Annotated in this window: 19 protein-coding genes; 17 read left to right on the top strand and 2 right to left on the bottom strand. The window is 25.7% G+C overall.

Going from position 1 to position 25,021, the window contains the following annotated elements:
* Nucleotides 1–94: 94 nt before the first annotated feature.
* Both ACYUET_RS07640 and ACYUET_RS07635 read left to right on the top strand, forming a co-directional pair.
* Nucleotides 95–3,202, top strand: a complete 3,108-nt coding sequence (locus ACYUET_RS07640; RefSeq protein WP_460278715.1) for an LTA synthase family protein — start codon at nt 95–97, stop codon at nt 3,200–3,202.
* Between the two features lie 31 nt (nt 3,203–3,233).
* Nucleotides 3,234–4,241, top strand: a complete 1,008-nt coding sequence (locus ACYUET_RS07635; protein ID WP_460278714.1) for an acyltransferase family protein — start codon at nt 3,234–3,236, stop codon at nt 4,239–4,241.
* A gap of 15 nt (nt 4,242–4,256) precedes the next feature.
* Here ACYUET_RS07635 and ACYUET_RS07630 read toward each other — a convergent pair whose 3' ends face one another.
* A complete protein-coding gene (locus ACYUET_RS07630) occupies nt 4,257–5,390 on the bottom strand; it encodes a glycosyltransferase (protein ID WP_460278713.1) in 1,134 nt (377 codons plus the stop codon).
* Complete coding sequence (locus ACYUET_RS07625) at nt 5,387–6,841, bottom strand: undecaprenyl-phosphate glucose phosphotransferase (protein ID WP_460278712.1); 1,455 nt, start codon at nt 6,839–6,841, stop codon at nt 5,387–5,389. The genes ACYUET_RS07630 and ACYUET_RS07625 overlap by 4 nt, the downstream gene beginning before the upstream one ends.
* A gap of 401 nt (nt 6,842–7,242) precedes the next feature.
* Here ACYUET_RS07625 and ACYUET_RS07620 point away from each other — a divergent pair, with 401 nt between their 5' ends.
* The 15 genes from ACYUET_RS07620 (at nt 7,243) to ACYUET_RS07550 (ending at nt 24,761) form a co-directional block, all read left to right on the top strand.
* Nucleotides 7,243–8,079, top strand: a complete 837-nt coding sequence (locus ACYUET_RS07620) for a glycosyltransferase family 2 protein (RefSeq protein WP_460278711.1) — start codon at nt 7,243–7,245, stop codon at nt 8,077–8,079.
* Nucleotides 8,066–8,851 (top strand): ABC transporter permease, encoded by a 786-nt coding sequence (locus ACYUET_RS07615; protein WP_460278710.1) that lies wholly within the window; start codon nt 8,066–8,068, stop codon nt 8,849–8,851. The genes ACYUET_RS07620 and ACYUET_RS07615 overlap by 14 nt, the downstream gene beginning before the upstream one ends.
* 28 nt (nt 8,852–8,879) lie before the next feature.
* Nucleotides 8,880–9,608, top strand: coding sequence for an ABC transporter ATP-binding protein (locus tag ACYUET_RS07610; RefSeq protein WP_460278709.1), 729 nt, complete (start codon nt 8,880–8,882; stop codon nt 9,606–9,608).
* Between the two features lie 16 nt (nt 9,609–9,624).
* Nucleotides 9,625–11,859, top strand: coding sequence for a glycosyltransferase (locus ACYUET_RS07605; RefSeq protein ID WP_460278708.1), 2,235 nt, complete (start codon nt 9,625–9,627; stop codon nt 11,857–11,859).
* Between the two features lie 170 nt (nt 11,860–12,029).
* On the top strand, nt 12,030–13,022 hold the full coding sequence (locus tag ACYUET_RS07600) for a glycosyltransferase family 2 protein (protein WP_460278707.1): 993 nt from the start codon (nt 12,030–12,032) through the stop codon (nt 13,020–13,022).
* The gene (locus ACYUET_RS07595; RefSeq protein WP_460278706.1) at nt 13,010–14,263 is read left to right on the top strand and encodes a glycosyltransferase family 2 protein; all 1,254 of its coding nucleotides are present in this window, start codon (nt 13,010–13,012) and stop codon (nt 14,261–14,263) included. The genes ACYUET_RS07600 and ACYUET_RS07595 overlap by 13 nt, the downstream gene beginning before the upstream one ends.
* 16 nt (nt 14,264–14,279) lie before the next feature.
* On the top strand, nt 14,280–16,907 hold the full coding sequence (locus ACYUET_RS07590) for an acyltransferase family protein (RefSeq protein WP_460278705.1): 2,628 nt from the start codon (nt 14,280–14,282) through the stop codon (nt 16,905–16,907).
* Between the two features lie 108 nt (nt 16,908–17,015).
* The gene (locus ACYUET_RS07585; RefSeq protein WP_460278704.1) at nt 17,016–18,611 is read left to right on the top strand and encodes a hypothetical protein; all 1,596 of its coding nucleotides are present in this window, start codon (nt 17,016–17,018) and stop codon (nt 18,609–18,611) included.
* A gap of 80 nt (nt 18,612–18,691) precedes the next feature.
* Nucleotides 18,692–19,504: a glycosyltransferase family 2 protein gene (locus ACYUET_RS07580; protein ID WP_460278703.1), complete on the top strand. Its 813-nt coding sequence runs from the start codon at nt 18,692–18,694 to the stop codon at nt 19,502–19,504.
* Nucleotides 19,497–20,240 carry a sugar phosphate nucleotidyltransferase gene (locus tag ACYUET_RS07575; protein ID WP_460278702.1) on the top strand — a complete coding sequence of 248 codons (744 nt, stop codon included), beginning with the start codon at nt 19,497–19,499 and terminating at the stop codon, nt 20,238–20,240. Before ACYUET_RS07580 ends, ACYUET_RS07575 begins: the two co-directional genes overlap by 8 nt.
* The gene (locus tag ACYUET_RS07570) at nt 20,240–22,168 is read left to right on the top strand and encodes a lysylphosphatidylglycerol synthase transmembrane domain-containing protein (protein ID WP_460278701.1); all 1,929 of its coding nucleotides are present in this window, start codon (nt 20,240–20,242) and stop codon (nt 22,166–22,168) included. The genes ACYUET_RS07575 and ACYUET_RS07570 overlap by 1 nt, the downstream gene beginning before the upstream one ends.
* Nucleotides 22,168–22,722: an HAD family hydrolase gene (locus ACYUET_RS07565; protein ID WP_460278700.1), complete on the top strand. Its 555-nt coding sequence runs from the start codon at nt 22,168–22,170 to the stop codon at nt 22,720–22,722. The genes ACYUET_RS07570 and ACYUET_RS07565 overlap by 1 nt, the downstream gene beginning before the upstream one ends.
* Before the next feature lie 34 nt (nt 22,723–22,756).
* Nucleotides 22,757–23,878: a radical SAM/SPASM domain-containing protein gene (locus tag ACYUET_RS07560; RefSeq protein WP_460278699.1), complete on the top strand. Its 1,122-nt coding sequence runs from the start codon at nt 22,757–22,759 to the stop codon at nt 23,876–23,878.
* Nucleotides 23,879–23,892: 14 nt separating this feature from the next.
* Nucleotides 23,893–24,327, top strand: a complete 435-nt coding sequence (locus ACYUET_RS07555) for a GtrA family protein (protein WP_460278698.1) — start codon at nt 23,893–23,895, stop codon at nt 24,325–24,327.
* A 233-nt stretch (nt 24,328–24,560) separates the two neighbouring features.
* Nucleotides 24,561–24,761, top strand: coding sequence for a hypothetical protein (locus tag ACYUET_RS07550; protein ID WP_460278697.1), 201 nt, complete (start codon nt 24,561–24,563; stop codon nt 24,759–24,761).
* The last annotated feature ends 260 nt before the right edge of the window (nt 24,762–25,021 follow it).

Raw genomic sequence — 25,021 nt, 5'->3', positions numbered from 1 at the left:
TGAGGTTGATATTGTAAATTTTACTCTCAAGTAACTTAATGTTGCAATATCAATATTATTCTAAAGCGTGATAAAAAACGAAAGAGGAAAAATTATGGTTAATAATAAGCATAAAAAGGGATATTTTATAGTACTTATTTTTATTATAATGCTTACAACATTTATGGATATACCATTTTTGCTTAAAGAATATGTACAAAATAAATATCCTATGACTAAAATATCTAATCAGGAATTTTTAAAGGAAAATGAAAACTTAAAGGACTTTGAAAATGATAATGGCGTATTGAATTCATTATCTAGTTACCCATGGATACTTTATAATTCACCAGAAGTTGATTTTGATAAAGTTACACAGATAAAATTAGATGTAAAATATTTAAGTGAAGATACTGCTCCATCAGAAGTATATGTTAGAGATTTAGACAGATGTATTAAATTTCAAATTAAAGAAGGGGAAAATATCATTAATATTCCTAAAAATATTAATGATGGAAACCCAATAAAAGGATTTAGATTTAATTTAGTTAACAAAGATGATACAAAAATAGAAATTGAAGATATAGTATTCAATGATACTCAATCTATTATTAAAAATATATTTATAAAACAATATAAAGAAGACATAGCAAAAGGAATGTTGTTATTAGTATTATGTATTACTCCTATATTGTTATTTAAGCTAGGATTAAAAAAATCAAAACTAAATAAGTTTGGATTTGCAACATTTGTAGGTAGTTTGATTGGTTTAGGAGTTTTACATAAATTTAATGCTATTAATAATATAATTTATTTTATTTTTATTAGTATATGTGCTTTTTTAAGTGGAATTTTGATATATTATTTATTAACAAAAGCTTTTTTATATTTGTATCAAAAGATCAATAAAATAATTAAAATTAATGTACAATCTCTATTAACAATTATTTTTATGCTATGTTGTTTTACTATTTATTTGGATATTAAAATTTTATTTATATACTTAGCATTTTATCCTTTTTACTTATTTGGGTTTACTTATGATAAATTTAAAATTACTGAAAGTAAAAATAATCTAGTAATTAAAATTATTTTAATGTTATCAATTATAGTATTATTAAAGTTTATTTTTAATATAAATGATATGTCTATGCTTTGGAATAACTTTGATACTAGTAATATAAAATTATCTATAATTGTAATGATTCTAATAAGTTGGTTTATTGGATTTAGTATTTTATCAATTAAAAAAATAAGGAAAAAAATAGAGATAATTAATATTTTAAAAATAAAAAATATATATTTATTTTTTGTTACATATATATTTTCAATAACTCTATATACTGAGATTCATGGATTAATGTATGTAGCTACATTCATTTTAATATTATTAATATTAAGAATAGAAACAAACTTAATTGATTTTAAAGTTAAAAATAATAATATAAAAGAAGTACAAGCTTTAATAGAGATTCGTTTAGATGAAAAAATAAAAGTATTTTTTATAAATTTATGTGTAATAGCATTTATATTATTATTTTTTGAAGCGTTTGTTGAATATTATCTCAATAAAGGTAGCATACATATTTTTATATTAAATTATATTTTTACTCCTAAATGTTTATATAATTTTATATTGCTTTCAATAATATATTACCTAATTATATTTGTTTTTGGGAATAAATTAGGTAAAAGCTTGCTTTCATTTATTGGAATAATAATATTAGTTGGTAATTTCATTAAGATTAGATATCAAAATAGTTTATTAAAGCCTAATGATTTTTTGCAGATAAAAGAACTGTTTAATATAGCTAAAAACTTTTTGAATATATATATAGTAATATTATTATCTGCATTAGTTATTCTTATATTAGGTGTTTGCATTATTAAATTTAAATATAATATTATTTCTATTTTTAAACCTTCACCTAATATATTTATGGCTATTTTAATGGGAATATCTTTATTGTTTTTTACAACTTGTTTAAATCAAGAAAAGTTTAAAGATGTTGAAATTACTAAAGAGATAGATTGGTTAGGAGACAAGGTTAAAGTAGATAAAGAAGGATTTTTTATTTATAACTATTTTAATATAGAAGCTATTAATGAAGTTAAAATCTCAAAACCTAAAAATTATAATGAACAGACAATGAATCAATTAAAAAATGAAATTGATTCATTAAATCCAAATAAAAATATTAGTAATGTTAACCCCAATGTTATATTAATAATGGAAGAATCTATGTTTGATATACAGAAAATAAATGATCTTAAATTTTCTAAGACTATAGATTCAAATATCAAAAAATATCAAAAAGGTACTGTTATTTCCCCAAGATTTGGTGGAGGAACAGCTTCAGTTGAGTTTGAAGCATTAACAGGATTTTCTAATATGTTTTTTCCGGATGATGTTATTCAATACGTTACTTATTGGAATGGGGATGATAATATACCAAGTATAGCTAGAGAATTTAATAATAATGGTTATACTACAACTGCAATTCATCCTAATGATCCTGATTTTTATAATAGAAATCAAATATATCAAGCTATGGGATTTAATAAATTTTTAAGTATTGATGATTTTACAGGTCATACAGAAAGAAGTAGTAGGGGATTTGTGCTAGATTCAGAAGTAAATTCTGTAATTGAAAACCAATTAAATTCTACAGACAATCCACAATTTATATTTGCAGTAACGATAGAAAATCATGGATTATATAATTCAAAAGATTCAAATAATAATATAAAAATTTCTTCTAATAAACTTTCAGATTCACAGATATATGAGGCAGAGTCATATGCTGGAGGGTTGTCAGATGCAAATGATTTTATAGGAAGAACTATGGAAGATGCTAAAAATAGCAGTAGACCAACTATTGTTTATGTTTGGGGGGATCATCTGCCAGCTTTATCTGCTTTTAATAATCTAGGGTATTTAGATAATGTTTATAATTTATTTGGTACACCATTAGTTGCTTATTCTAATTATAAAGATATAAATATTGGTAATGATTACATAACACCAAATCAACTAGCACATCAAGTTCTTAAGGATGCAGGTATTTCTTATAGTAGTTACTTTGACTATATATATGATTTAAGAAAAAAATATCCTATAGTTCATAAGAGTTTTAATATAGATGCAAATGATGAAATGATAAAAAAATATCAGCTAATGCAATATGATATGTTATTTGGGAAACAATATATTTTAAAATAGCGTTATGTTTTAAGTAAGTTGGGAGAAATATATGAATACAATTAAACAGAGAATATTTTACTTAGATTTTATTAGGGCAATAGCAACTATATTAATTATAGTTTGGCATTTTAATTCATCATTAAGAGAAAACTATATAAGTCAAAATGGGATTTTACATCCTTATAATGCTAATGGATATATGGGAGAAATAGGAGTATCATTATTTTTTATTATTTCTGGGGTTGTATTAATGAAAACCTATGAAGAAAAATTAGATATAAAGGAATATTTGAAAAGAAGATTTATTGCTATATATCCAATGTTCTGGATTGCTTATTCTAGTGCACTTTTATACTTCTTTTATATAAATAAATCAATTAATCATGATATACCAAAATCCAGAATTTTATTAAGCTTTTTAGGATTGGATGGTTATTTGTTACCTATAATACCTAATTTCTATATATTAGGGGAATGGTTTTTAGGATGTATAATAATATTCTATTTATGTTTCCCTATACTTAGAATACTATTGATAAAATGGCCAAAATTGTTGTTAGGTTCAATTTTTATATATTATATAATAGTTGTTAGCACATATAATTCTACAATACCAATTGATTGGAATATTTTAACTAGAATATTTGATATTGTATTAGGAATGTATTTTTTTAAATATATAAAAAAGGTACATAATTATCAATTTGTTATTGCATTAATAGTTAGTGCAATAATGTTATACGTTCCTATAAATATAAATCATATGTATGAGATAACAATTACCGGAAGTGCACTTTTTATAGTATTATCATATTTAGGGCAACAGATTACGCAAAATAAAGTAAAAAGTTTATTTACATTAATAAGTAAGTATTCATATGCAGTGTTTTTAACACATCATGTTGTAATAAATCAAATTCAAAGAAGATTTGTTGGAATAGAAAGTACAAAAACAGAAATGTATTTTTTACTTTTAATATCAATTATAGTTATAGCTATCATGTCAAATGTGCTATATAGAATTAATAAAAATGTAATATCGTATATAAAAAAATAACACAGTTTTTCTGTGTTATTTTTTTATATATTCATTAGAAATAATGTTAACTGTATTAGATAGAACATTATCTATTGAATATTTGTTAGCAAATTCTTTACTTTTAATTTTCATATTATTTTGTAGTTCTTCATTCTCATATAAACTTTTAATATAGTTACAAAATTGGTCTATATTATCATACTCGAATAAAAATCCATTTTTATTTTGAACAATCAAATCACTGTGCCCTTTAACATTAGATGCAACTATAGGTAATCCAACAGACATAGCTTCCATAATATTAAATGGTAATCCTTCAATTCTACTTGAAGATACGCATACATCTGACATTTGATAATACTTACAAGTATCTTTGGTATATCCAGTAAAAATTACATTATTATTAATACCTAATTTTTCAGCATAAAGTTTGAATTCATCAAATAATTTACCATCTCCTAAGAGCAATAATTTAATGTTTTTGTTGCCATCATCTATTAATTGTTTCAAAGAATTTAATAAAAATATTTGATTTTTACGTTTAGAAAATTCAGCAACATATATTAAAATAAAATCTTCACTTGAAAAATCATGTTCTTTTCTCATAAGCATTTTTTCTTCATTAGATATTGAAGGGAAACGTGATAAATCAACTCCCATACCATTTATTAGATATATTTTATATTTAAATAACTTATGTTTTTTAGCAATATTATAATCGGAGGAGTTCATTACCATAATAATGTCAGTAACACATTTTGTTAGCTTTTCAGCTAAAAGCATAATTGTTTTTTTAAAAAAAGAAGTATCATCATCAAATAAGTATCCATGAACAGTATTTATAACTAATTTAGGTTTATTTAATAACATCATTATAGAAAGTCTTGTAAAAAATGCAGCTAATGTAGTATGAAGACTTACTATATCATAATTTTCAGATTTAATAATTTTTAATATTTTGATTGAATTAGAAAAATTATTAATTGAAAACATACTTTTTTCAAATGAAACAGGTATAACTTTATCAGCATATGGAATATCTGATTTGTTATTTGTTTTACCCATAACATGTACAATATACCCTTTATTTTTAAATTGTTCTAAATATGGTAGATGAAAATTTTCTATATGTGATAAGGTTGATGCTACAAATAATATTTTCTTCATAATTGTGCTCCATTATCTTTTATTTTATTGCAATTTAAACTTTTATTATTTTGGACTATTGTTTTTTCTTTTATTATTAGCTTTTCATTGTTTTTAAATCCTTTAAAAGCTGTTTTGAATAATATTCCTATATCCATAAGCATGTCCCAATTTTCAATATAATGTATATCATACTCAATTCTCTTTTTAATAGAAGTATCACCTCTATATCCATTTATTTGAGCTAGTCCAGTTATGCCAGGTTTTACTTGGTGTTTTACCATATAAAGAGGTATTTCATTTTTAAATTCATCAACAAAATGAGGAAGTTCCGGTCTTGGACCAACCAAACTCATATCACCTTTTAATACATTAAAAAATTGAGGTAATTCATCTATAGAGAATTTACGAATTAAAGAACCAAATTTAGTTTTTCTAGGATCGTTATTTGTACTCCAACCCGTTTGTTCTTCAGGATTAACCCTCATAGATCTAAACTTGTACATTGTAAATATATTTTTATTTAAACCAACACGTTTTTGTTTAAATATAGTAGGGCCTTTAGAAGTACATTTTATTATTAATGCAGTAATTATCATTATAGGGCTTGTCAATATAATTAATGTAAGAGAACCAATTATGTCTAAAGCTCTTTTCATAAAAGCATTTCCAAAGTTATCAAGAGGTATTCTTCTAACATTAATAAGAGGAATACTGCCTATTTGATCAATGTATGGTTTACTAGGAATATACTTATAACAAAAAGGTATTATAGAAATTTTGGTACCACTTTTTTCACAAGCAGAAACTATACTTTCTATATATTTTGAATCATCTATATCAAGTGCACAAACAACTTCATCAACATTATATTTATTTAAAACATCAAACAAATTATCATAGTTTCCTAATTTTTCACCTTCAAAATTTGAAGAATTAGCTACATATCCAGCATAGCTATAACCAAAGCTTTTGTTGTTTTTTATTACATTTAAATATTCACCAGCAACTTCACCAGCACCTATAATTATTACATGCTTTAAATTCATTCCATTTAAACGCATCCTCGATAATGATTTCCTTAATATTAATCTTTTAGATAAAACTAAAGTAATGTTTATAAAATAAAAGATTACAATAACAAATCTAGATATATCTACAAATTTAACAATGAATAGTAAAGATAATAAAATACCTGTTAATACTGTATTTGCTCTGATTATATTAGAGCATTCTTTACTAAAATTTATTGTTCTAAATGAATGATATAAATTGAAAAAATTATAGATAATAAGGTTTATTGGAATAATTAAAATCGTAAATTTTATATAATTAATTAATTTAATGTAATATTCATCAGGAGAAAATATGTAAAAACGAATTAAGTAAGCTAAGATAATTGATATAAATAAGATTACAATATCTGAAAATGCATTAATTTTATTTAATAAATTTTGATTTTCTTTTATCATAAAGTGTTCTCCTTTAATCTATATAAATTTAAGTTGGTAATTAAGTTATTAAAAAAATATTATATTTTAACGCTATGTCTTAAAAATAATTGTTTAGCTAAATTTTCAATGTTAAATATAAGCTTTATGATATCATTTTATGAAAAAAAATTCAATTTTCAAGGAAGGTATTATCAACTAATGCAGATATTTCACTAATTGTTTATTTATTGAGGGTAATGTGTTAAAATGAGAAAGATAATATGGTATTATATAAAGCTAAATAAAGTGTGTTATAAAATAATTTATTATTTAATTAAATTATAATGTCAATTAAAAAATAATGAGTCAAGAAAAAATTGATTTGTTATTTTTTTACATAATAAATGTATATATAATAAGGAGGTGTAGAATTAATACTGATGATATCTGTAATTATGGGGGTATATAATATTGGCAATAAGGATATACTTAGAACTTCTATTGATTCTATATTGAACCAAACATATAAAAATTTCGAGTTTATTATATGTGATGATGGATCTAATGATAATACATATAAAGTTTTGCAATGTATAGCCCAAAAAGATAAAAGGATAAAATTGTTGAGAAATAATATAAATTTAAAAGCAGGTGTGGCTAGAAATAGATGTTTAAAAGAGGCAAAAGGTGAATTTATAGCTATAATGGATGCGGATGATTATTCAGCACCGGAAAGATTAGAAAAACAAAAAAACTTTTTAATAAAAAATGCTGAATTTGATTTTGTAGGATGTAAAGGAAAATATTTTAATAAAAAAATTAATGATACTAATGATGAATATTGGTTTTGTAAATATCCTAAACCAAAAGACTTTTTAGTTACACTTCCTTTTGTACATGCATCTATTATGTTTAAAAAAGAAAGTTTACTTAAAGTTTCTGGATATTCTACAAGCAAAAAGGTAATGAGGTCAGAAGATTATGATCTATTAATGAAATTATATGTTAATGGTTGTAAGGGAGCTAATATTTCTAATACTTTATATTATATAAGACAAGATAAGAATACTTTTAAAAGAAGAAAATATAGATATCGAATAAATGAATCAATAGTAAAATATAAAGGATTTAAGGCATTAAAGTTAATGCCAATAGGAATTGTTTTTGTGATTAAACCACTTATTGTGGGGTTAATTCCAATAAAATTATTAAATAAAATTAAAAAAATATATTACACCAAAAAAGAGGGAGACAAGTTAATTAATGAACAAATTTAAAGTTATGTTATCAGGATTATATAAATATAAAAATCTGTTATATGAATTAGTTATAAGAGATATAAAAATACGTTATAGAAGATCTGTACTAGGATTACTTTGGACATTATTAAATCCAGTACTAATGATGACAGTTATGACAATTGTATTCTCACATTTATTTAGATTTGATATAGAAAACTTTCCAGTATATTTTTTTACTGCAAATATACTTTTTACTTTTAATACAGAGGCAACTACTAATTGTCTTTATGGAATTACAGGAAATGCTAGTTTGATTAAAAAGGTATATATTCCGAAATATTTATTTCCAGTATCAAAAGTACTTTCAAGTGTTGTTAATTTATTTTTTGCATTTATTGCTATGTTAATAGTTATGATTGCAACTAGGGCACCATTTCATGGAACAATGATTTTAAGTCCATTAATAATATTTTATACAATATTGTTTACAACTGGATTGGGATTAATATTATCTGTATCAGTAGTATTTTTTAGAGATATAGCTCATTTATATGGAGTTCTTACAATGGCATGGATGTATTTAACTCCAATTTTTTATCCAGTTTCATTATTACAAGAAAAGGCTAGTTTAGTACTTACATTAAATCCGATGTATCATTTTATAGAATATTTTAGAAATATAGTATTATATAATCAAATTCCAACATTAGGTCAAAATATAACGTGTTTATTAATAGGTAGTATAACATTAGTATTAGGATTAATATTTTTCTATAAAAATCAAGATAAATTTATTCTATACATTTAATTAAAGACTTTGCATAGGAGTGAGTAAAATGGATAATAATGCCGTTGAGATTAATAATGTTTCAATGATGTTTAATAAAAGTAGTGAGAAAATAGATAATATAAAAGAATATATAGTAAAGATAGCTAAAAGAAATCTTATGTTTGAAGAATTTTGGGCATTAAAAGATGTATCATTTAGTATAAAAAAAGGTGAAGCTATTGGCATTGTGGGACTTAATGGTTCAGGAAAAAGCACATTATTAAAAATTATTGCTCAAGTAATGAAACCAACAAAAGGTAGCGTTAATGTATATGGTTCAGTAGCACCCCTTATTGAATTAGGTGCAGGTTTTGATATGGATTTATCTGCTAGAGAAAATATTTTTTTAAATGGAGCGGTATTAGGTTATAGCAGGGCTCAGATGAAAGAAAAGTTTGAAGAAATTATGGATTTCGCAGAGTTATGGGATTTTGTAGATCTACCTGTTAAAAATTATTCATCAGGAATGGTAGCAAGGCTTGGTTTTGCAATTGCAACTGCTCGTATTCCAGATATTTTAATTGTAGATGAAATTTTAGGGGTTGGAGACTATAAGTTTCAAGAAAAATGTGAGAAAAGGATGAATAAGATTATCTCACATGGAGCAACGATAATATTTGTATCTCATACGATAGAACAAGTTCAAAAATTATGTAATAAGGTTGTATGGTTATCAAAAGGTGAGATGGTAATGATGGGTGATGTAGAAGAAGTATGTAAGCAATACATGGCATAGTAGTAGGAGGAAGAAAATGAAATTTAATTTTAGTAATGAACCTGGGAAGGTGCTTTTTGATAGAGATATAAATAAAGGCGAAATTCCTTTAATAAGTATTATTACACCTTACTATAATGCAGGTAAATATTTTGAACAGACATTTAATTGTGTACTCAATCAAACATTTCCATGGTTTGAATGGATTATTGTAGATGATGGAAGTACCGATAAAGAAGATATAGCAAGATTAAAAGTACTTGCTAAAAAAGATGTAAGGATAAAAATAATAACACAACAAAATAGAGGACAGGCAAATGCTAGAAATAATGCTGCATCTAATAGTACAACGGAAATAATTGTTCCATTAGATGCAGACGATTTAATTATTCCAACATATTTAGAATGTATTTATTGGGGACTTAAACTTAATCCAGGATATAGTTGGTGCTATACAGATAGTGTGGGTTTTGGAGAACAAGAATATGTTTGGAAAAAAGAATTTTCTTCAGATGTAATGAAAAAAGATAATATACTTACTTGTACAGCAGCTATTAGAAAGCAAGATTTTATAGAGGTTGGGGGATATGACGAGGTTTCTAAACACTATGATGAGGATTGGAAACTATGGTTAGATTTATTAGCAAAAGGTAAAAAACCAGTACATTTAGATCAAATAGCCTTTTGGTATAGACGTACTAGCAATGGAATGGGAAGTCAAGTTAGAAAAAATAGTGACATTTTAAATCAGTCACAAAATATTATTAAAAAAGCAGCACAGAATATAACGAATACAATAGAGGCAAAAGAATACCCATTAAATCAAAGTAATAAGTTTAATATACCAGAAAATACAGAATGGAATAAAAGAATATCTAGTAAACACGATAAAGTGAATATTATGATGATTCTTCCTTGGATGGAGATGGGGGGAGCAGATTTATTTAATTTAGATGTTGTAAGGAAATTGGATAAATCAAAATACCAATTAAGTATACTTACGACAGTGCCAGCAGAAAATACATGGAGATCATTATTTGAAGAAAATACACAAGATATTTTTGAACTACCAACTTTTTTAGAAGTAGATCAATATGCAATCTTTATTAGTTATTTTATTAAATCAAGACAAATAGATATTGTATTTTTAACTAATTCATATTATGGATATTATTTGATACCATGGATTAGAAAAGAATTTCCACACGTAGCAATAGTAGATTATGTACACATGGAAGAATGGTATTGGCGAAATGGTGGATATGCAAGAACAACGGGAGCATTAGGGGAGATAACTGAGCGTACTTATGTGTGTAATAATAGAACGAGAAATATCTTGATCAACAATTTCAAACGAGAAAAAGATACTGTAAAAACGATCTATATTGGTGTAGATAAAGATAAGTATAATAGCAATAATACACCAAAATCAAACGTAAAAGAAAAACTAGGGATAAAAGAACAACGTCCAACTATTTTATTTCCATGTAGAATACATCCACAAAAAAGACCTTTTTTGATGCTTGAAATTGCTAAAGAGACAAAGAAACTAATACCAGATATAGCTTTTATAGTAGTCGGAGATGGGCCACAACTAAATGAATTACAAATAAAAGCGAAGGATGCGAATCTAGAAAATACTGTTTATTTTGCAGGCAGACAAACGGATGTTCGAAAATATTATAAAGAAAGTAAATTGACACTAATTTGCTCATTAAAAGAAGGGTTAGCCTTAACTGCATATGAATCATTGTCAATGGGAACACCGGTTATCAGCTCAGATGTAGGCGGACAAGCAGAACTTATCGACAATGAAGTCGGTGCAATTTTGCCACTTCTTCAGATTGAAGGAGAGGCCTTAGATTCAAGAGAATTCTCAAATGAAGAGATTATGCAATATGTAAATTCAATTTGTGATATTTTAAAAGACGAAGAAAAATATCATAGGCTATGTGATAATTGTAGAAGCAGAATAGAAGAAAGTTTTTCAACTGATATGATGATAGAGAATTTAGAAAAAGAATTTAAAGAACTTATGTCGCCAGCTTGTTTAGAAAAACGTCTTAAAGTATCAAAGGATTTAAAACAATATGAATGTCTAATAAATGACTATTTAACACTTTATACAGAATATGAACTTTTAGAAAATTCATTTAAAAATACATATAAAGCAGATACAAAGAATGAATTGATGAGACTCGCAAATTCTAAGTGGGGTTCAAGAATTATTAGATTAGCATTCAAATTAAAATTAAATAAATTGTTTAAATAAATATTGATTCAAGTTATTGCATAAAGAAAACTCTCTAGAAAGAGATTCTTATGCTAACTTGAATTAAAAATGTGCAATGAATATACTTGTAAATATTTGAGATATGAAAAGGATTCAGCGATAAGACTATACGTATTGCACATATGAATTAAAGGAGACGGGAAGATAAAATGAAGTTAGTGAGTGTAATTGTTCCAATTTATAAAGTAGAAAAGTATCTAATTAGATGTGTTGAATCAATACAAAAGCAGACATATAAAAACTTAGAAATTATTTTAGTAGATGATGGATCACCAGACTCCTGTGGTGAGATGTGTGATAAATTGGAAAAAAAAGACAAACGTATAAAAGTTATACATAAAGTCAATGGTGGACTGTCAGATGCAAGAAACGTAGGAATTGAATTAGCCAAAGGTGAGTACTTAGCATTTGTAGATAGTGATGACTGGCTTGATTTAGACATGATAGAGCTATTATATAATTTATGCGAACAAAGAGATGCAGAAATAGCAGAGTGCAGTTACAGAAACCTTTATATGGACGGAATTATAGAGGAAACTAAATGTACAGCAGAAATAATCGAAGCAGATAGAATTTTGGCTCTTGAGGGTATGCTAGATTGGAAATATTTCAAACCAGTAGCATGGAATAAACTTTATAAAAAATCAGTATTTAAAGATGTACGCTATCCAAAAGGGAAAATACATGAGGATGAATTTACGACGTACAAATATATATATAATGCCAATAAAATTGTATACGTAGATGTATCAAAATATAATTATGACAGAAGAAGGGTAGATAGTATAACAGGAGAAGATTTTAGAGAAGCCAATTTATATGCCTCTTTAGCATTTAGAGAACGCGTAGATTTTTTTAAAGAACATAACATTAAATCATTACAAAATAAGATGATTAATATATACTGTTGGCATGTACTAGAAGCTTTATATAACTGTTATTTAAATAATATATCTGGAGATTTAGTTGACCAAGTAACAAAGTTAATATTAGATGATTTTGAGTGGATAAAAAAAGAAGATGTAAATGAAGAATATATAAGACGAATAACTATACTAAAACATGGATTAGCGGAATATGGAGAGTATAGAGATACTAATATAATAAAAGAAAAGTGGGGGATTAGTGAATGCAAAAAGTAAGTGTTATTGTTCCAGTATATAACTCGGAACAGTATGTAGGCTATTGTATTAATTCAATACTTAATCAAACATATCGTAATATAGAAGTGATTCTAATAGATGATGGATCTACTGATGGTTCTTTAAAGATATGTAGAAATTATGAAAATATTGACAAACGTGTAAAAGTTATAACAACCCCCAACAAAGGTGTTAGTAGTGCAAGAAATATAGGGATTAGCACGGCAAGTGGAAAATATCTACAATTTGTTGATTCAGATGATACAATAGCACCAGAGATGATTGAAAGATTAGTAGTGGCCATAGAAACATACAAGATGGATATAGTATTTTGTGGAATGAGTATGATCACATTGGATGATAATCAACGAGTTAAAAGTAGAATTGATTTTTCGTCAAAGGTAATGGGGAAAGAATGTGTTTTAACGAATAAAGTATTTATGGAAAAATTGCCATACATAATGTTAAATACAGTATTACTAGAAGGTCCGTGTAATAAAATTTATAGAAAAGATATATTTGATGAATTAAAATTAGAATTTGCCGAAGATGTCTCTTTAGGTGAAGATTTTTTGGTAAATATGGAGTATTATAATGCGTGTAATGGAGCTGTATTTTTAGAAAAAAGTTATTATTATTATATGCAACAAAATTCAGAGGCACTTACAAAAAAAATGCGTGAAGACCGATTTGAGAATCAGATGAAACTAATCCATGCGTTTGAAAAACTCATGGATGATAATAAGGCATGGACTCCAGAAGGCGAAAAACATTTTGCAAGCTATGTAATAGGATACATGTTACGTTGTTTAAAAGAACTATTTAGAGAAGAATGTGAAATGACAGAGAATCAAAAGAAAGCACATATAGCAAGAATGTTAAATGAAGATATGATTAGAGATAATATTGAAAAAGCTATATGGATAGATGAAGGTTTTAGGTGGATAAAAGATGCTATAGAGTTTTCAGATGTTGAAAAAGTTTATTCTCGATGCAAAATAATTTGCAGTAAAAAATACTGCCAAGAACAGCTAGAAAAAGTGACTCAAACAATCGAAGATAATAATATTATTAGGCCAGAAGATAGAGCACCAGGAATCATTAATAAAGTATTAGTTAAGTTAGTTGCGGGATTGGTGAGGATTACAAAGTCGGAAAAATTATGGCAAGTAAGAGAAAACTTAATTAATTGTGGCATTAAGAGAACAGTAAAAAAAATAATAAACTATAATAATAGATAAAGAACGGAGTTAACTTATGCAATTAGAGAAAAATAAATATATACAATTTTGGAGATTTATTTTTACAATTACTGTAGTATTATTTCATATAAGTAATAGTACAGCTTTAATATATCCTCAGTTCTTTAAGGGGTATTTGGTTGTAGACTTTTTCTTTATATTATCAGGATATTTATTAATGAATACATTTAATAAGATTGATTGTAGAGGCAATATATGGAATCAAGCAGTTCGAATAATAAAAAAGAAGATATTTAATTTTATGCCCTTGTGGTATATCACATTATTTATAGTATTTTTTTACAGAGTACACATATACAATAGCATATATACAAAACAACAAATAACAGAATATATAGGAGGAGTTGTTCCAGAGTTTTTTATGTTAAATGGAATTTTTACAGTACAACTCCATGCTAATGGACCAAGTTGGTATATTTCTATTTTATTAATATCAAGTTTTTTAATACTTATTTTATGGGCAATTATGTCAAAGTATAAATTAAATTATTATATTGCTTCATTAATGATAGGAAGCTTTGGTGTAATTCTAATAAATAAACATCTAGTAGGTTCAGGTCTAAATAATTTATTAAATGGTATTAGCTTTATGCTATTAGGGGGAGCAATAAGAAGATTTGTAGAATGGTTTAAACCTAGGGCAGGTAAATATATAATATTAATTAATTTAATAGAAATAGGATTAATTATAACGTTATTTTTAGGATTATTTAATCCGGATATACAAATATCTAGATATTTGTGGACCATAATATTTATGGGAATTATAATAATTTCATTTTTAAATTGCACTATTTTATCGAAATTACTATCAAATAATATAAGTGATTATTTGGGTAAAATTAGTATTGGGATTTATCTAGGCCATATGTTGATTATGGTTAAGTTTGGATTTTTATCTCCATGGCCATTAGCAGAAACACCTATTATTTCAACAATAGCTATTGTATCCCTTTGTATTTTATATGGAGTATTTTTAAAGCAACTAGACACTTTTGTAAAGCAAATGTGGCAAAAAAGATCTAAGTTTAAAATGGTTACTACTAATAAAAAGTATACTATATTAATAATTTCATTTACTTTAATAACAATATCATTTTTTACTGAAAGAAAATTTTTTGAATTCAAAGGATTAAATGACAACCAAAAAATAACATATGTTTTATGTAAAATTTTGTTTTGTATTACTGTAATAGGGATAATAGCATTAATAAGTCATATGATAAAAATGATTAGAAATGGTGAGGAAAAATATAAAGTTTTTATTAGATTTTTTATATTAATTATGATTATTTATGGTATTTTAGTTTATACAACATGGCCAGGAAACTGGAATAATGATGAAATATTTATATTAAGTTGTGTTAGGTCATTTAATTTTGTTTTCCATCAAAGTATTTTTACCAATATATTTTATGTTTTATGTCTAATGTTAATGCCATTCGCAGGAGGGATTGTATTAGTTCAAGCAATAATATTTGCAAGTATAATATCATATATTATGACACAATCATTTTATCGATTTGGTAAAAAATCATGGTTTATATTACCAGTTTTCTTTTCTATCCCGACTCTATATTTTATGCTGTATCCTTTAAGAATAGGGCTTTATTCAATAATGTTTTTATTATTATTATTTGAGTTGTATCAAATTTTTGAAGATAAATACACATCGGCTAAAAAATTATATTTTATAGGTATTTTAACAACTATAGTTGCCTATTTTAGAGGAGAGAGCATATGTCTAACAATACTGATACCTATAATAATGTTGATATTTTTTAGAAAATACGTTGGAAATAAAGTAATTGCTAAGACTATTTGTATAATAATAGTATTAGCTACAATTTTTAATTGTATAAATAAACAAGCGGATAAAGAACTAGAAAAAAAGGCAACATTATGGTCTTTTATGACTGGATTTAGTGTTCTTTTACAAGATGATAATCTTCGTTCTAATAATTTAGAAGAGGATTTAAATAATATTAACAATATAATGCCAATTGATCGATTGACTTTAAATGCGAGCACTACAAATGTAGAACTTTTACAGGAGACAGTTGGTCCCCTCGAGTTTACTGATGAAGAGTATAAAAAATTTATAGGCAGTGCAATAAAGCTTATTATAAATAATCCAATAAAATACATTAAAGTAAAATCAGATATTTTTATTCAATCTACGGGAGTCAGCACTCAATATAGATGGGTTCCGCCAGTTCCAAATGAAGAAGAGCTAAAAGGGGTTTTAAGGGCATATAACATATCTGAGGATATAAGTGCATTTTTAAATTCATTTAATCAAATGCAAAGAAGTAAAATTATATATGCTTTAACAGGTATGTATAGAATTAACAATGGAAATGGGCCAGTTGCATTTTATATTTACTGGAATCAGTTAATACCAATTATTTTATTATTTCTTATGTCAGTTGTAAGTTTGATAAAGAAAAAATTTGGATTTGTTATAATAAGCTTAATATATTATATTCATTTAATATTGGTATACCTTATGGTTCCAACTAATCACGTTATGTACTTTTATCAATTTTATTTACTAGGATATGTGCTATCAATTTTATATTTACTATCTATTATAGGAAATAAGAAGATAAGTATTAATTAACAAAACATTATTCCTGTTTATAAAACATCAGATAAGCAGGAATAATATATTGCTATATGTATAGGAGAAAATGAATGAATTTTAAAATGGATAAAGAGGGGAAAATGAATGAATTTTAAAATGGATAAAAAAGGATTAATAGTATCTATAAGTATATTTTTAATGAGCTTTTTTACAGAAAAGTTTTGGTTTGACAAATCAGTACTACGAGCCGATAATATTAAATATTTTATTGCAAAAATATTGTTACTGATAGTTTTATTACTTTTAGGACAATTAGCGTGCTATATTATCAAAAGATGCTTATCTAAAGACAAAAACATGTTATTTGCAATGGCTATTTTTGGAGGGTATTTTATAATAATGATGATGGCGCTATATGTAACGTGGCCAGGTGTATGGCGTTGGGATGAATTTCATATTTTGGATGGAAGTAAGTACCTCTTACTAAATTCATACCAACACTATTTTACATCTTATTTTTATATAATTGTATTAATGATATTGCCATTTCCAACAGGTGTTGTAATTGCTCAAGTATTATTAAATTCACTTATTCTAAGTTATATAATAAAAAATATTGATAAATATTATATAAGTAATAGGAAAAAAAGTATACTAATGATAGTACCATTTATATTACTTCCTGTAATTGATAGTAATTTATATCCTATAAGAAGTTCAATATGTTCTTTTATAGAGCTTTTATTTATATTTAATATCCTTTTTGAAAAGAAAAGGCTTAGTGAAAATATAGGTAATCAATGCAGCAATGAATTTTACATAGGATATATTGTATTAAGTATTATATTAGCTGTATGGAGAAGTGAAAATATATATTATTTATTGCTAGCACCATTACTATTTATTATAGTATTTAGAAAAAATATATCAGTGCGTAAAAATATCATATTAGTAATATCCATTATTTTATTATCATGGATAGGTATAAGTTATCAAGATAACTTATTATCAAAGACTATAGGAGATCAAAACACGGTTATAACTACTCTTGATTATATTGAAAACGTAGTTAAAAATGAAAAAGTTGCTTCCGCAGAAAAAGAGGTATTAGAAGATGTTGATAAAGTAGTAGATCTAGCTATTTTGAAAGAATTTGGAAGTCAAGTAGTGTGGAACGATGTTGGATTGATAAGAGATAACTATACATATAATGAATTTAAAAAATATATGAAAGCATATATGGAATTGGTTATAAAGCATCCTATAACTTTTGCTAAGTGTCAGATTCCAAAGTATATAAATGCAAATGGAATGACATTAGGTACACCATTTATTTTTAGTACAGAACAATTGTATGATGAGGGAGTAGAATTATACGATAAAGAAGTGGTACAAAATATGTTTTTTAAACAAAAATTTACGAGACCTACATCTATAGATTTAAGAAAAGAAGTTATAACACTAATAGAATTATTAGATTCTAAATATATAATTTTAAAGAGTTTATTGTATAATAGTTTAATTCCGACTATATTATTGATTATTTGTGCTATTTATCAAATTTTAAATAAGAAATACCTATTAGCTGCAATGGGAATATTAGTATTAATTAAGGTGCCAATAATTTTTGCTACTGCACCAGGAGGGTTATTTATGTATTATTATCCAATATATCTTATTGGTTATAGCCTGTTTCTATTTTATGTTTTAATAAACCAAAATATAAAAGAGATAGCATAATATAAAATATAAATAGATTATTTTAAATGGTCTATTTGTAAAAATATATAAGTAAAAAATTCTTATAGGGAGAACGAGATATGAAAGATAAAATTTTACTATTCATACCATGTTATAATTGTGAAAAGCAAGTAGTACGTGTTTTAGGCCAATTAGATAGGCAAATAAGTAAATATATTAACCAAGTTATTATAGTGAATAACAGAAGTACAGACAATGGAGAAATGGCAATACAAGACTATTTGCAGAAGCATAAGACCTATGTGGATATTAAATTACTAAGAAATAATGATAATTATGGCTTAGGAGGGTCTCATAAGGTAGCATTTCAATATGCAATAGATAATGGCTTTGATTATGTTATTGTTTTACATGGAGATGATCAAGGCAATGTTCATGATTTTGAAAATATATTAAAAAGAAAAACATATTTAAAGTACGATAGTATATTAGGAAGTAGATTTGAAAAAAAATCTAAACTCATTAATTATTCAAAGATTAGAATATGGGGAAATCATATATTTAATGTTTTTATGACAATAATGCTACAAAGAAGAATTACGGATTTAGGATCAGGATTAAATATGTATAGTGTTAAGTATTTAAAGAAAAAATTCTATATGAATTTTCCGAATAACCTAACATTTAATGTGTATATGCTTAACTATGGTGTAATTACTAAAAGTAAGTTTAGATTTGAGCCATTAACATGGCGAGAAGAGGATCAAATAAGTAATGCTAAATTTATAAAGCAATCTAAGGAGATTGCAGGTTTGACATTTAAAACAGTATTTGCACCTAAAAAAGTATTTAATGCTAAGGAAAATGAGTACTCAAAAATTAACTATGATTATGAAGTAGTATATGAATATAAGGGGGAAAATCATGAGTAAAAAAGTACATTTGATAATGCCAATGGGCGGTGGTGGAACTAGATTTGGAAATAAAGGATTTAACCTGCCTAAGCCATTGATTGAGTTACAAGGAAAGCCTTTTTTCTACTGGGCAACGCAATCTATTGTGAAATTTATGGAAGTGAAAGACATTACGTTTGTAGTTTTAAAAGAACATATTGAAAGATTTGATATAGTGAATAGGATAAAAGAGTATTATCCAGATGCTAAGATACAAATTGTACCAAAAGTACTTAATGGAGCAGTTCTTACTTGTATGGAAGGAATAAAAGTTATTGAAGATGATTTGCCAATAGTGTTTAATGACTGTGACCATGCCTTTATATGTAATTCATTTTATGATTTTTGTAAAACAGCGGTATTTAACCAAATGGATGGTGCAATGTTAACATTTGAATCAAATGATTCTAAATATAGCTTTTTGGGGTTTGATAGTACAGGGAAAGTATGTAGAACAGTAGAGAAAAAAGTAATTAGTAACGAAGCAATATGCGGGGCATATTATTTTAGAAATAAAGATATTTTTAAAACAGCAGTAGAGAAGTATTTAATGGCGTGTAGATATAATGAATTTTTTTTAAGTGGCGTATATAATGAGATGGCTAATAGAGGAGATATAATTAAAAGTTTTAGAGTAGATGAACATATTTCTTTTGGGACACCAGATGAGTATGACGAGGCTGTTACAAACAGCAGATTAGAGGCATTATTGTAATGCGATATATGTATTTAATTATAGCCATAACATTAATTTGCATAGCTCATTATATAAGAGTACTTCGCTGGAGATTATTCGTAAAAATATATGAAAAACCTAAAGATAGAAATCTTGTACAAGCTTTATCTTTAGGATACTTATTTAATTTCTTTTTGCCATTTAAACTTGGAGATCTGTTTAGAGCATGGTATTCAGGAAGAAAAATGAAAAACGGAAAAACTTTTGCACTATCCACAGTAATAGTCGACCGTTATTTAGATATACTTGTGGTAGGAATAATATTCTTTGTATTTACATTAACAGGTATTAATAGTGATAATGGAATTAAATCTACTTATTTTTATATATTTTTATCTGCTTTCATTATGCTATTAACAATTTTTGCATTTGTGTTTAGAGGGTATCTAAAAAAGATACTTAGAAAAATTGCCAGTATATTTAATGAAACAATAGAATGTAGCTTATTAAAATTATGTTGGTCTTTAATATGTAATTTTAAAGATATCTTCTTGAAGATTAATAAGATTTTATTAATTGTTACAACAGTAGGAATGTGGTTTTTTTACCTAACGTCATATTATTTCTTTGCAGAATTCATATCTAAAGAAGGTTCAACATTTTTATGGACAGATATTTTTACAATTTTATTTGCTAAAAATAGCATTGAAATGGGCACGTTAGTGATATCTAGAATGTCAACGCAATTATTGGGTTCATTTCCATTTGCAATGGCGATTTATATGATTGCACCACTTATTATAATATTAATTATTTCTATATTTCAAAAAAATTACACTGGAGATATATCTACTGGAGATGAATCTTATTTAAATTTATTACCGCATATCGATAAAAAAGAAAGATTAAACTTTTTAGAGGAATATTTTTCAACAAATAAAAATGAGTATTTAAAGAATTATTTAAAAATTAATCAAGATATATCAATTATTCGTGATTTTTCAGCAGGATCTAATGCAACGACAATGTTGTGCATGAATGAGAAAAGTACTTTTTTTAGAAAGTATGCTTTTGGAGATGATGGTGATAAACTATATCAACAGGTCCAATGGTTGCAGAAATATAAATCAATGTTACCTCTTCCACAAATTACCAAGTATGAGAAAGAGGAAACATATTGTTATTATGATATGCCGTATTTAGGAAATGCAGTAGGGCTATTTAATTATGCACATTCTATGCCGTTAGAAAACGGATGGAACATGATAAAAGGTGCATTAGAGTGTTTAGAAGCATCTATTTATAAGTGCAATGTAAAACCGGCAGATAAAAAGACAATAAAAAAGTATATCGAAGGTAAAGTTACAAAAAATATTGATAGAATACTTACATCTAAAAAAATTAATTCATTACAAGAATATGATGAAATTATTATTAACGGTGTTGGTTATAAAAACTTAAAATATTATGAAAAATACCTTTCGATTGAATATCTTAGCGAAGTATTTGCAAAAGATATTTATTCAGATATTCATGGAGATTTAACAATTGAAAATATTATATGTACAAGAGATTCTACTGGGAAAGATGACTTTTATATTATTGATCCTAATACAGGAAATATTCATGATTGCTCAAACTTAGATTATGCTAAATTACTACAATCCATTCATGGCAACTATGAATTTTTAATGACTACTAAAAAAGTTGAAATAAACAAAAATAAGATTAACTTTCTATTTACAAAATCTCAAGCTTATATTAAATTGCATATGATGCTTAAGCAATATATGGAAGAAAAGTTTTCAAAAGATAGGGTTAAAAGTACATATTTTCATGAAATTATACATTGGTTGCGATTAATGCCTTATAAAATAGAAAAAGATGAGGAAAAATCAATACTGTTTTATGCAGGATTATTAATTGTGTTACATGATGTAATAGAAATGTATGGAGAAGATGATTAATGAAAGATAAATTAGCAATATTTGATTTAGACGGAACTTTATTTGATACTAGAAATGTAAATTATTATGCTTATAAAGAAGCTTTAGAGCAATATCATTATACATTAGATTATAATTATTTTGTAACTAAGTGTAATGGAAGGCATTATACAGAATTTTTACCTATTATCATGGGTACACCAGATAATATAGAAGAGATTCACCATCTTAAAAAGAATGTATATAAAAATTACCTTGATAAAGCCATTGTTAATATACATTTATTTAATATGATAAAATATATGAGTGAAGAATATTATATTGCATTAGTAACAACTGCTTCTAAAAAAAATAGTACAGAGATATTGAAACAGTTTGGTAAGTACGATTTATTTGAATTAATAATTTCTCATGAGGATGTTATAAAGGTAAAGCCTAATCCAGAAGGATTTTATAAAGCTATGGAATATTATAATATTGGACCATCGAATACTGTCATATATGAAGATTCAGAAGTAGGCATAGAGGCAGCATTAAAATCTGAGGCAACAGTTATAAAGGTTGAAAAGTTTTAGTAAGAAATAAATTTATTAATGAAAGAAGGATTATATGAAAAGGGCAGGAAGGCTTGAAATAACAACCAAAATAGGATGTAGTTGTAATTGTGTATATTGTCCACAGCAATTATTAATTAGTGAATATCTTAAAAAATGTAAAAATCCGAAGACTGACATGATGTTATCGCTAGAAAGATTTAAAACTTGCATTAATAAGTTACCACAAAATACAAGAATTGACTTTTCCGGAATGGCTGAACCGTGGCTTAATCCAGAGTGCACAAAAATGGTGAAATATGCATATGAAAAGAAGTTGCCTATTGCAATCTATACTACGTTGGTAGGGATGAAAATGGAGGATTTTAATCAAATTAAAGATATACCTTTTGAGGAATTTGTAATTCACATTCCAGATGATAAAAGTAATACTCACATTAATGTAACCAAAGAATATATTAACTTACTAGAGCATATTACGAAGTATGAGAAAAATGGTAAAAAACTTGTCACAGGGGTTTCCTGCCATGCAGGAATTCATCCTGATATATTAACAGCAATACCAGAAGATTCCAGATTAATTACAGAGATTCATAATAGGGCAGGAAATGTCAATGAGGAAAATGTTGTTAATAAGAAGAATGTTGGTGAAATTGTATGTATTAACTGTGAACTAGATTTGAATCACAATGTGTTACTTCCCGATGGGACACTTCTATTATGTTGTATGGATTATGGTATGAAACATGTATTAGGCAATTTATTAGAACAATCATATGATGAAATTTATGAGAGTGAAGAATCTAATTATATAAGATGTGGTCTTAAAGATGAACAAAAAGATATCCTGTGTAGAGATTGTATAAATGCTAGAAATATAAATGAAATATATGATGACTATAGGCTATACATTGAATGGAATAAGCAATTACAGGAACAAATTTTACAGTTTAAATCTGAGAATGAAAAAGCAGAACAAAGATATAATGATAGGATAAAAGAAGCTAAAGATTATAAGAATTGGGTTGAAAATCTTGAAAAACAAGTACTAGATTTACAAAAAGAATATGATAAATTGACACAAGTATATAATGAGCGTGTTGAAGAATTAATGGTTTATAAGAAGTGGGTAGATAATCTACAAAATAAACAGGATAAACACAATAACGAAGATTAGTAAGGATAAAATAGATGTATAATTTAAATAAAATAGTAAAGCAATTTTTAAAGTTTATTCTAATTTCAGGAACAGGGTGGATTATTGATTTCTCAATATATTATATAATTACAAGTAAGTTAGGTTTATATGTAGGAGTAGCAAATGTAATTAGTGCAATTCCAGCTATTACATTTGTATTTATAGTATCAACAAAAAAAATATTTAGTAATACCAGTAGTAAATTTAGCTTGCCTCAGAAATACTTGATTTATTTTTTATATCAAATAATATTAATTAGTTTGATTTCAAGTTTGGCACAAGTAATTTTCAATAGAGTGAGTACGACAACATTAATGAATTATTTATTTATATCTAGTAATTTAGAAATGCTTGTTAAAATTTTTATAACACCAGTTACAATGCTAATAAACTTTTTTATAATGAAAGTTTTGAGTGAAAAATTATAAGAGTATAAATATATACACCATTCTTGTTGAAATTTATTTTTGTAATTATTACATTAAGAAAAACAGAAGGTGTATTTTTATTAATTTTTATCTAATTTGGTTTTAACACTATTAGTTTATGTTATATTTACATTTAACATTTAGGAACAGATACGTATTCTAATCTTACTAGTGTAGATGCACAGATTTAGTTAAATAATGAAAGAATATTAGATTGGATTATCTGCAAATTTATGAACTACTTCGGAATAACAGTAGAAAAATACCATTTTATTTTTACAATGCTGTTAATTATAGTTGTGTCTTTAGGTATTACATTAATTGTTAAAGAAATTTATAAATATATAGTTGATAAATCTATATATAAATTTATAGGTATAAATTTGGCAGTTAAAATAGGATTTTTAAATGTACAAAGTGATTTAGGTAAATAATTGGATTCTTTGGCTGATCTTGTTTCTTTTGTAGTTACACTATCTATATTGATATATATTATATTCGAACTTTCGAATTTCGGATATAATGGAGTAATAGGTTTAACGATTTTATTATTGTTTCTAATATGTGGAGCATATAGATTATCAAAATTTAATACAATTCCTTTACTAGGGCTTTTACAGGAGTTCCAATAACCATAGTAGGTTGTATTATGGCTATTTTTGTATTAATTAATATTAAAATCGCAATTCCAAAT

The sequence above is a fragment of the Clostridium sp. CTA-5 genome, from assembly GCF_054768135.1.
The sequence above is the reverse complement of the archived record's forward strand: the minus strand, read 5'-3'. Positions and strand labels throughout refer to the sequence as shown.

Bases quoted from the DNA above. Each gene is read 5' to 3' on its own strand.
- ACYUET_RS07630 (WP_460278713.1), bottom strand. From the start codon at position 5,390: ATGAAGAAAATATTATTTGTAGCATCAACCTTATCACATATAGAAAAT.
- ACYUET_RS07600 (WP_460278707.1), top strand. From the start codon at position 12,030: ATGAAGTTAGTGAGTGTAATTGTTCCAATTTATAAAGTAGAAAAGTAT.
- ACYUET_RS07560 (WP_460278699.1), top strand. From the start codon at position 22,757: ATGAAAAGGGCAGGAAGGCTTGAAATAACAACCAAAATAGGATGTAGT.
- ACYUET_RS07565 (WP_460278700.1), top strand. From the start codon at position 22,168: ATGAAAGATAAATTAGCAATATTTGATTTAGACGGAACTTTATTTGAT.
- ACYUET_RS07585 (WP_460278704.1), top strand. From the start codon at position 17,016: ATGAATTTTAAAATGGATAAAAAAGGATTAATAGTATCTATAAGTATA.
- ACYUET_RS07595 (WP_460278706.1), top strand. From the start codon at position 13,010: ATGCAAAAAGTAAGTGTTATTGTTCCAGTATATAACTCGGAACAGTAT.
- ACYUET_RS07610 (WP_460278709.1), top strand. From the start codon at position 8,880: ATGGATAATAATGCCGTTGAGATTAATAATGTTTCAATGATGTTTAAT.
- ACYUET_RS07625 (WP_460278712.1), bottom strand. From the start codon at position 6,841: ATGATAAAAGAAAATCAAAATTTATTAAATAAAATTAATGCATTTTCA.
- ACYUET_RS07590 (WP_460278705.1), top strand. From the start codon at position 14,280: ATGCAATTAGAGAAAAATAAATATATACAATTTTGGAGATTTATTTTT.
- ACYUET_RS07620 (WP_460278711.1), top strand. From the start codon at position 7,243: ATGATATCTGTAATTATGGGGGTATATAATATTGGCAATAAGGATATA.
- ACYUET_RS07570 (WP_460278701.1), top strand. From the start codon at position 20,240: ATGCGATATATGTATTTAATTATAGCCATAACATTAATTTGCATAGCT.
- ACYUET_RS07635 (WP_460278714.1), top strand. From the start codon at position 3,234: ATGAATACAATTAAACAGAGAATATTTTACTTAGATTTTATTAGGGCA.
- ACYUET_RS07575 (WP_460278702.1), top strand. From the start codon at position 19,497: ATGAGTAAAAAAGTACATTTGATAATGCCAATGGGCGGTGGTGGAACT.
- ACYUET_RS07580 (WP_460278703.1), top strand. From the start codon at position 18,692: ATGAAAGATAAAATTTTACTATTCATACCATGTTATAATTGTGAAAAG.
- ACYUET_RS07615 (WP_460278710.1), top strand. From the start codon at position 8,066: ATGAACAAATTTAAAGTTATGTTATCAGGATTATATAAATATAAAAAT.
- ACYUET_RS07640 (WP_460278715.1), top strand. From the start codon at position 95: ATGGTTAATAATAAGCATAAAAAGGGATATTTTATAGTACTTATTTTT.
- ACYUET_RS07550 (WP_460278697.1), top strand. From the start codon at position 24,561: ATGAACTACTTCGGAATAACAGTAGAAAAATACCATTTTATTTTTACA.
- ACYUET_RS07555 (WP_460278698.1), top strand. From the start codon at position 23,893: ATGTATAATTTAAATAAAATAGTAAAGCAATTTTTAAAGTTTATTCTA.
- ACYUET_RS07605 (WP_460278708.1), top strand. From the start codon at position 9,625: ATGAAATTTAATTTTAGTAATGAACCTGGGAAGGTGCTTTTTGATAGA.